Raw genomic sequence first — 7,783 nt, forward strand, 5'->3', positions numbered from 1 at the left:
GCCACCGCATAGGATCATCAACGCAAGCGAGCGGAACCTATGTCAGACCACTTTTACACCGCTCCTGGGACGCCACCCGGCCCCGGCGGCGCCGCGGCTCACTCGGCGTGAACTTGAGGTCCTGATCGTCTTGTGTCGCCCCTTGGTGTCAGACGATCCGTTTCCAGAGGCCGCTTCAGTTCGCCGGATGGCCCGTGAGTTGTCCGTTACGGAGGCAGCCATCAAACAACATCTTCAAAATCTGTACGACAAGTTCGCTATCCCTGCCGAGGGTGATCGCCGGGTCCGTCTGGCCAATGAGGCCCTCCGGCGCGGGGCGGTCACGCTCGCGATGCTGCGCGATGACGGTACTCGAGACGAGTAACTGCGGCGCCAAAAAGCAGAGATTTCGGGTGCGGTCGTCTGACGACTTCAGGGCGGGCGCCTCAACCGACGCGCTGGTTGCACTCGATCACGCGAATGCTTGCTGAATGGATAGGAAACTCTATCCCTAGAGACAGCCCAATCTGGCTTCCCGGTCATTCCGGAAGCAGTGCTTTGTCCATGACCATTTCCTTCATGAATCGTCATGAACTAGGCAACGACAATGCACATGACCGAAAGGAAGTCAACGAGGAGAATGCCATGACCGCCAGTAACATCCACCAGTCGACTGCCGTCGACCAGCAGAACCCTCTCCGGTCGGCGCTCTCCAGGAGCTTCCGGGTCGCCTTCATCGTGACCGTGACTCTGGGCACCTTGGCTGGGACCGGGCTGGTCCTGTGGCTGTTGAAAGCGCTCGCGACGAGCAGGTACGGCGTCTACTTCGGGGTCTAGCCCGAAGTGATCTCAGCATCTTGAGGAGGTCCCATGTTGAAGTCGGATATCGCGGTTGTGCTCGCCCTGTGCGCCGCGCTGGCATCCGCGATCGGCGCGGTGAGCCGTCAACAGTCCGCGCATGAGGTCACCGACGAACCAGTCGGCCACTGGGAGTTGTTCCGCATGTCGTTGCGCGACACCCGGTGGTGGCTTGGCGGCGGGGGAGCCGTTGCCAACTACAGCCTGCAAGCCGCCGCGCTGGGGGTCGGGTCGGTGACGTTGGTGACGGCGCTGCAGGTGACGGCGCTGCTATTCGCCCTGCCGGTCAATGCGCGGCTGACCCATCAGCGGGTGACCCGCTGGCAGTGGATGTGGGCGACGGTGCTCGCCGTCGCTTTGGCGGTGGTCGTCACGGTTGGCGACCCGAAGGCCGGGCAGTCGCAGGGGTCGCTGACAACCTGGACTGTGGTGGCCCTGGTGTTGGGTCCGCTACTGGTGTTCTGTGTCCTGGGTGCGCGCATTTGGCCCGGTCCGCGTGCGGCTGTACTGCTGGCGGTGGTGGCCGGTTCGTCGCTGGCCCTGTTCGCGGTGCTAACCAAAGCCGTCGTCGCGGCGGCCGGACATGGTTTCGGGGCGCTGCTGTGCGCGCCGGAGTTCTATGTCTGGATACTGGCGGCGTTGGCAGGGATGATCTTTCAGCAGTCATCGTTTCGCGCTGGTGCGCTGACCGCCTCAATGCCATCGGTGACCGTGGCCAAACCAGCGGTGGCATCGGTTCTGGGCATCGTGGTGCTCGGCGAGACCCTCAACGCCGATGGCGTGGGCATGATCGTCCTGGCGTCGGCGGTGATAGTGGTGATTGTCGCGATAGTGGCTCTAGCCCGCGGCGAGGCCCATACGGCGGCGCTCAGTAGCGAGCAAAACGCGGAAACCTCTGATCAGGCTACGGTGCCCGAGACGCTAACCCGGCCGCGCGTTAACGTTGGGTCCGCGGTGCCATCGACACCTATTCTTGGTGAGCGCAGTTGCTCGTGCCGCATGAGCGTTCCTACGCGCTGACGGTTCGGGGACAAATTGCTGCCCGAACCACATTGGGCGACAACTAGGTTGAGCCGATCACCGAGCGGACTAAAACTGCTGCCGACGGACTGCGGACGGACGGGCCTATCCAAGGGCGTCGCCGCAGGCCAGGGCATTAGCCGGCCTATACGCCGAAGTACGGAGCGAATCGCATGCTGGGTGTTTGAACCGCTTAGCTGTGACGGTTGTGCCGGGAAAGTCGTCTAGGTCTTCCTCGGTTGGATTGCCTGCATCGAATTGCTCGTAGAGCGGCGGAATCTCATCCGCTACAACGGCGGCGACAACAGCCGCGTCGATCGCCTCCTGGAGCCAAAATCGCCACATGGCGGTGTGTAGCGAGAGGGTCACCTGTCCGCTGCCCAACCTTGGTGTCCCATCAGTGCGGGACATGCAAAGCCTCGTGAACTTCGCTCCCCCGAACCACTTCGAGAACCTAGCGACGGCGGACACCAGCTGGGTCTTCGACGCGACAGCTTTGGTCTGACTCTCGTCCCCCGACAACCGCCCGGACCCGGCACTAATCCCTTTGCACTGCAACGTTTTCGCCGATGCCGGCCCGAACCGCCTGGATGGTCACCCCTCGTACGTCGATCATCCCGGCGTCGGCATCACCAACCGCTACAAGTACTGCTGGACGCCGCCGTGGCCGTGGCACGTGCCGCTGGCATGAGGGTGTTCGCTGAAAGACCAGCTTCCGTCCGCACATTGAGCGGTGGCGCCCTGGGGCTGCGAGCCGCCGTGTTGCGGGTACGGCACGCAGTCACCGGAACTGGCGGTGTAGCACCCGGGCGACGAGTAGGCCGGTGCCGCCAGACCACCGGCGGTGGCGGCGATGACCGCGGCGACGAGAGTTGCTCGGAGCAACATGCTCCCAAACTCCTTCTTCTCGATGTTTGGTGACGTTGCCCGATCCGTCGATCGGAGCGTATGCCGCGCGGCGGTTGATCACACGCGTAATTGGAAAAATTGCCCGGACGCGCCCCGGAACTCGGACGAGCGGCATGGCCCGCGCCTTTGGGCTACGACTCGGCCAGCTCCCTGAGGCGTTTCAACGTTTCCGCGAGCCTGCGTCCCACCTGGCGTACGGCGACCCGGTCGGCGATGTACCCGACGATTCCCCCGGGCGCCTGATACGACAGCCGGAACGTCACCTTCGTGCAGCCGTCGCCGGCGTCGCGCAACCGTATCCGCCCACGCAGCGTGACGCCGGTGATGCCCACCCAGGCCAGGTCGCGGCCGTCGTCGAACTCGACCACCTCGATGAGCCCGCCTACGGGTACCGAGCCGATCTTCCAGTGGACGGTGTAACGCGCGCCGACGCCGGGCGGCTTGTCGTTCGACGATTCCCATCGCTCCAGGTTCGTCATGAACGACGGGTAGCAGTCCGGGTCGCTGACGATCTTCCACACCGCGGAACGGTCGGCGTTGATGACGCAACGGCGTTCGACGCGCATCAGCCGATCACCGGGAATCGCCGTTCGGCGGCCAGCCGGTCGACACCGCCCTGCAGGCTCGCCATCACCTTGTCATGCACCGCCTGGTCGTCACCATCGACCTCGATCGGGTCTTGGACCTCGATCACGATCTTGCTGGGCAATGGGATGTGGCCCGCCAGGTCGCTGATGTTGAGGCCCCAGGGCAGCGCAAGCGATATGGGGATGCTCTTGAGACGGAGCAACTTGTCGGCCATCAGCAACTTGGCCAGCCACTGCCCGCGGTTGAGGAACAACGCGCTTTCCTGCCCGCCGATGCTGGCGACGGGGACGATCGGCACCCCGGCCTCACGGGCCAGCTTCACGTAGCCCATGCGCCCGCCGAAGTCGACCTTGTGCCGCTCCCACGACGGCCGGAACACCTCGTAGTCGCCGCCGGGGTAGACCAGCAGCGCGGCGCCGGAATCCAATGCGAGACGGGCATTCTCGGGGTTGGCGGCGACCGTGCCGAATTTACGCAGCCAGCCCAGCGGCGGTGCGGACACGACGAGGTTGTGGGCCAACTGGTAGAAGGGCCGCTCGACGCCGAAATAGGAGCAGAAGGCGAGCGTGAACACGAAGGTGTCGGGTGGCACGTTGCCGCCGCTGTGGTTGCCGACCAGCAACACCGGCCCCTCGGCTGGAATGCGACTCAGCCCCCGCACGTCCGCCCGGAAATAGAACGACGCCAGCAGCCACGTACCTGGGAGCTGGTCGCGGATGTAGTCCGGGTCCCGCTGGTCGAGGTCGGCCTTGGGCACCCACGACACGACTTTGTTGCGGGCCCAATCCAAGACGCCCTTCGGGGTCGTCATAACCGCCCGTATACCCCGGTGTCACCGGGGGTCAAACGCGGTAGATGCCGGCGGCGTTGTCGTGAGCGATCAGGCCGACCACCCGAATGGCGTCGCCCTCGCTCCAGTCGTCATTGGCCACGAATTCGCGGAGAATACGGTGAATACCCTTGCGCCACAGGGCCGCACCGAGGAAGTGGAGTTCCGCGGGGCCGAACCCGTCCGATGAGTAGAGGATCTTGTGGAAGGGCGCCAGCTCCAGCAGCCGGGCGATGAACGACGGTGACCGCGCCCCCAAATGGTTCACGCTCAACCCGCCGTCGAGATAGACGTTGTTGAAGGCCTGCGCCAGGTATCCGGCCTCACGCTCGTAGGGGTAGCAGTGCAACAGCACGATCGGGGTGTCCGCGGAATGCCGCAGGAAGTCGAGCAGCAGGAGCGGGTTGGTCTTGTGCAGATCGCAGTCCCGGTCGCCCAAGCCGACGTGCAATTGCAGCGGCTTGCCCAGCTGCAGCGCCTGATGAAGCCCGAAACGCAGCAGCACGCGATTCTGTAACCGGGTACCGCCGCTGTCGCGCCACCGGCTGGCCGCGTCGGCCACCTGCGACGGTGACGGCTCACTCAGGTCGCCGTCGAACCCGCCCCGGTAGGCCAGGATCGACTTGGTGCCGACCGCCGTCGCCGCGCGCCGGCGGAGGATGTCCTCGAATGCCGTCGCGTAGTCGCCCGGCGCCTGCGCGGCCTGCTCGGCGACCTCCTCGAGGCGAACCACCTCGTAGGCGCGGCTGCCGGACAGGTCGGCCATGTCGGCCGGGCCGGCGGTGTCGGCGCCGATGCCGGTGTCCACCAGCCAGTCGCTCACTCCGGCGGCCGGCAGGAACATGCGGGCCAGTTCGGCCTCGCTGAACTGGCAGCGACGTTCCCAATAAAGCTGCGGCTCAACATGTTTAGGCAGACCCAGGACCGGCGCGCAGTGGGCGCGCACAGCGAAGCCGAGTTGAGAGTCCAAACCCGAGCCCACGATGGGCTCGGTGTTGGCCTCGTTGAGCGCGTTTTCGAACCGCTGCCGATCCCCCGCCGCCACCCAGCAACCGTGGACGTGTTGATCGATCAGTGTCACTTCGCCGATGTGCTCGGCCAGGGCGCCGGACGTCATCGCGAGCCCCGTCACAGGCTCCAGGCCATGCGGAACTTGTCCGCCAGCTGCTCGGTGTCGAGGTCGCCGTACCGCTCGTGCTCCAGACGGCGGACCGCGACCACCATGTCGACCGCGGGATCGCCGAGAATTCCCCGCAGCAGCTCCGAATGATCCAGTGCGGCAATCACTTCGGCCTGTCCCCTGTGCAGGCTCACTATTTCGTCGCGCTCGCGGTCGGAATCGGGCATTGTCGCCGGGTCGATGGTGATCTCCGGTGGCAGCGCCGCTTGGCGTTTGATCCCGTCCAGCGCCAGCCCCAGGATCGCCGCCGACGCCAGGTACGGGTTCGCGGAGGGGTCCACGATCTTCACCTCGACGTTCCCGCCACGAGGATTTCCTGGCCCGCCCGTGATGAACCGCACCGCCGCCTCGCGGTTCTCGGTTCCCCAGCACGCGAATGCGCCCGCCCAATTGCCGGGCCGCATCCGTAAGCCGGACACGATCGACCCGCACAGCACGCCCTGCGCCTCCGGCAGTCCGCCAACCACACCCGCCACCGCGCTCTCCCCCGCTGCCGTCATGCCCCGGGCGCCCGCGCCGCCGGAAAACAGAGGTCCCTCCGGCATGGTCAACGAAAAATGTTGATGGGCACCGGATCCGACGCCATCGGCAAAGGCTGCAGGTGACAGGCTGATGCGAAGCCCGTGACGGCGGGCCACCCGCCCGATGACGAGCCGCAACAGCACCAGCTGGTCGGCGGCGGCCACCGGAGGTTGTGGCGCCAGGGAGAGCTCGAACTGGTTGGCCCCGTACTCGGGGTGAAACTGCTCGATTGCGATGCCTGCCGCCGCCGCCGACCGGGTGACGTCGCGGACGAACGCTTCATGCTCGAGGACCCCGGCAAGACCGTACTGCGCCCACAACGTCGACGGGAGGCGGCCCCCGTCGGGGGTGACCAGGAGGAATTCGACCTCATGTCCGATCACCGCCTCGACCCCGGCTTCGGCGAGCGCGGCTTCGACCCGGCTCAGCGTGCCGCGCGAGCAGGCGGGAACCGGTGCGCCGTCCTGCTCGAAAAATGCGGCGGGCGCCCACGCCAGTCCGTCGCCGACCATGCGCAGGGCCGACAGGTCGATGCGGAGGCGTTGGTCCCCGATCACCCCGACATCGGGGGTAAAGGCGATGCCGCTCTGGTCGATCGCGAAGGCGTGCCAGGAGGGGCTGGCGCCGAGGCCGGGATCCGCGAACGTGTTCGTCCGTCGGATCGGAACCGTCTTGGCCAGCGTGAGCCCGGCGGGATTCACGACGGTGCCGATGACGGTGTCGATGCCCTCGGCCTCCAGCTGGGCGATCGCCGCGGCGGCAAGCGGTGTGCCGGTCATGGCAGTCATTGTGCAGGCTGGAGATGGCTCGGCTCGCGAATTCAGTTCTGCCGGCCGGTCAGCTCGGTGACGAACCGGTCGAGGAAGTCGTCCAAGGGCGCGCCACCCGCCGGCCGGATGACGAATTTCGTCAGGCCCGCGTCGATGTAGGCATCGAGTCGTCGTTGCAGCTGATCCCATCCGGCGGCGATCAGCTCGGCAGGGTCAACGTCCGGGCGGCGCTTGCGGGCCGCTGCGGCCAGCTCCGCGGGCAATTCCCCGTCGACCCCGTCCACTACGGCCAATGAGATCCCGAAGTGATCGGGGTCAATCTGCCGGCCCGCGTTCGCGGCTGCGCGTTCGATCGCCTCGCGGCCTGCCCGCGCCTCCGCCGGGGTCAGGAAATTACCCAACCAGCCGTCGGCCAGCGCGCCGATGCGCCGGAACGCTGCCGGCGCCGAGCCACCCAACCAGATGTCCAGTGGCGGCACCGGCCGCGGCATCACCGCGGCCCCATTGACCGTGAAATACCGGCCGGTGTAGCTGGCCGAATCCTCGACCAGCGCCGAGCGCAGCACCCGCAGCGACTCGTCGAACACCGCGGCCCGCTCTCCGTCGGGGACCACAAACACCTCGCGCTCGGCCGGAATCGCCGACCGTAGGCCGAAGACGGGAAGGACGCGCTTCGGCGCCAGGGCCGCCAACGACGCCAATTGTTTGGCGACCAATACCGGATGCCGCCCCGGAAGCACGGCCACCGAGGTGCCGACCTTCAACCGGGTCGTCCTGGCCAGTGCGTAGGCCATCCCGACCACCGGATCGACCGCCGGGGAGTAAACCAGCTCGGAGAACCACAGCGAGTCCACACCGCCGGCCTCCAGATGATCGACGATGGGCGCCAACCGATCTGGTGCGGTGTCCGCGCCCAGTCCGACGCCGAAGCGAATCTTCACGGGCGGCCCCTGCCTGTCTGTCAGCGCTAGCGCACATGGCAACGCGGCGACGCGGCCATTTGTGCCCGCGAAACATAAACCGTTGAGACGTCTTCCGGGGTGGATTCATACGGTCAGTGCAACATCCGGTCAGGCGGCTTGTTCGAGGAGTTGGGCGAGTCGTTGGGCGGGAGTGTCGAGGTTGAGT

General features: G+C 66.3%; 9 protein-coding genes and 1 pseudogene. 4 read left to right on the forward strand and 6 right to left on the reverse strand.

Annotated features, from left to right (window positions below):
- The 4 genes and pseudogenes from AWC17_RS04000 to AWC17_RS04015 all read left to right on the forward strand — a co-directional run.
- The coding region (locus AWC17_RS04000; protein ID WP_482805286.1) for a helix-turn-helix domain-containing protein at positions 1-364 on the forward strand (364 nt) is incomplete at its 5' end.
- A gap of 260 nt (positions 365-624) precedes the next feature.
- Entirely contained in the window at positions 625-816 is a 192-nt protein-coding gene (locus AWC17_RS04005) for a hypothetical protein (protein WP_141224474.1), read from the forward strand.
- Positions 817-849: 33 nt separating this feature from the next.
- Positions 850-1,857, forward strand: a complete 1,008-nt coding sequence (locus AWC17_RS04010; protein WP_082123144.1) for a DMT family transporter — start codon at positions 850-852, stop codon at positions 1,855-1,857.
- A gap of 406 nt (positions 1,858-2,263) precedes the next feature.
- Positions 2,264-2,362: pseudogene (locus AWC17_RS04015) on the forward strand (nuclear transport factor 2 family protein); the annotation flags it as partial.
- A 134-nt stretch (positions 2,363-2,496) separates the two neighbouring features.
- Here the strand turns inward: AWC17_RS04015 and AWC17_RS04020 are convergent.
- From AWC17_RS04020 to AWC17_RS04045, 6 genes are all read right to left on the reverse strand, one after another.
- Entirely contained in the window at positions 2,497-2,745 is a 249-nt protein-coding gene (locus AWC17_RS04020) for a DUF3761 domain-containing protein (protein ID WP_046185836.1), read from the reverse strand.
- Positions 2,746-2,897: 152 nt separating this feature from the next.
- A complete protein-coding gene (locus AWC17_RS04025; RefSeq protein ID WP_046185837.1) occupies positions 2,898-3,332 on the reverse strand; it encodes an SRPBCC family protein in 435 nt (144 codons plus the stop codon).
- Complete coding sequence (locus AWC17_RS04030) at positions 3,332-4,165, reverse strand: lysophospholipid acyltransferase family protein (RefSeq protein ID WP_046185838.1); 834 nt, start codon at positions 4,163-4,165, stop codon at positions 3,332-3,334. Before AWC17_RS04030 ends, AWC17_RS04025 begins: the two co-directional genes overlap by 1 nt.
- 31 nt (positions 4,166-4,196) lie before the next feature.
- Positions 4,197-5,300 carry an amidohydrolase family protein gene (locus AWC17_RS04035; protein WP_046185842.1) on the reverse strand — a complete coding sequence of 368 codons (1,104 nt, stop codon included), beginning with the start codon at positions 5,298-5,300 and terminating at the stop codon, positions 4,197-4,199.
- Between the two features lie 11 nt (positions 5,301-5,311).
- Entirely contained in the window at positions 5,312-6,664 is a 1,353-nt protein-coding gene (locus AWC17_RS04040; protein WP_046185843.1) for a type I glutamate--ammonia ligase, read from the reverse strand.
- Positions 6,665-6,705: 41 nt separating this feature from the next.
- On the reverse strand, positions 6,706-7,596 hold the full coding sequence (locus AWC17_RS04045) for a TIGR03854 family LLM class F420-dependent oxidoreductase (RefSeq protein WP_046185839.1): 891 nt from the start codon (positions 7,594-7,596) through the stop codon (positions 6,706-6,708).
- Positions 7,597-7,783 lie beyond the last annotated feature (187 nt).

This window comes from Mycobacterium nebraskense (assembly GCF_002102255.1).
In the GTDB taxonomy this organism is placed as follows: Bacteria; Actinomycetota; Actinomycetes; order Mycobacteriales; family Mycobacteriaceae; genus Mycobacterium; species Mycobacterium nebraskense.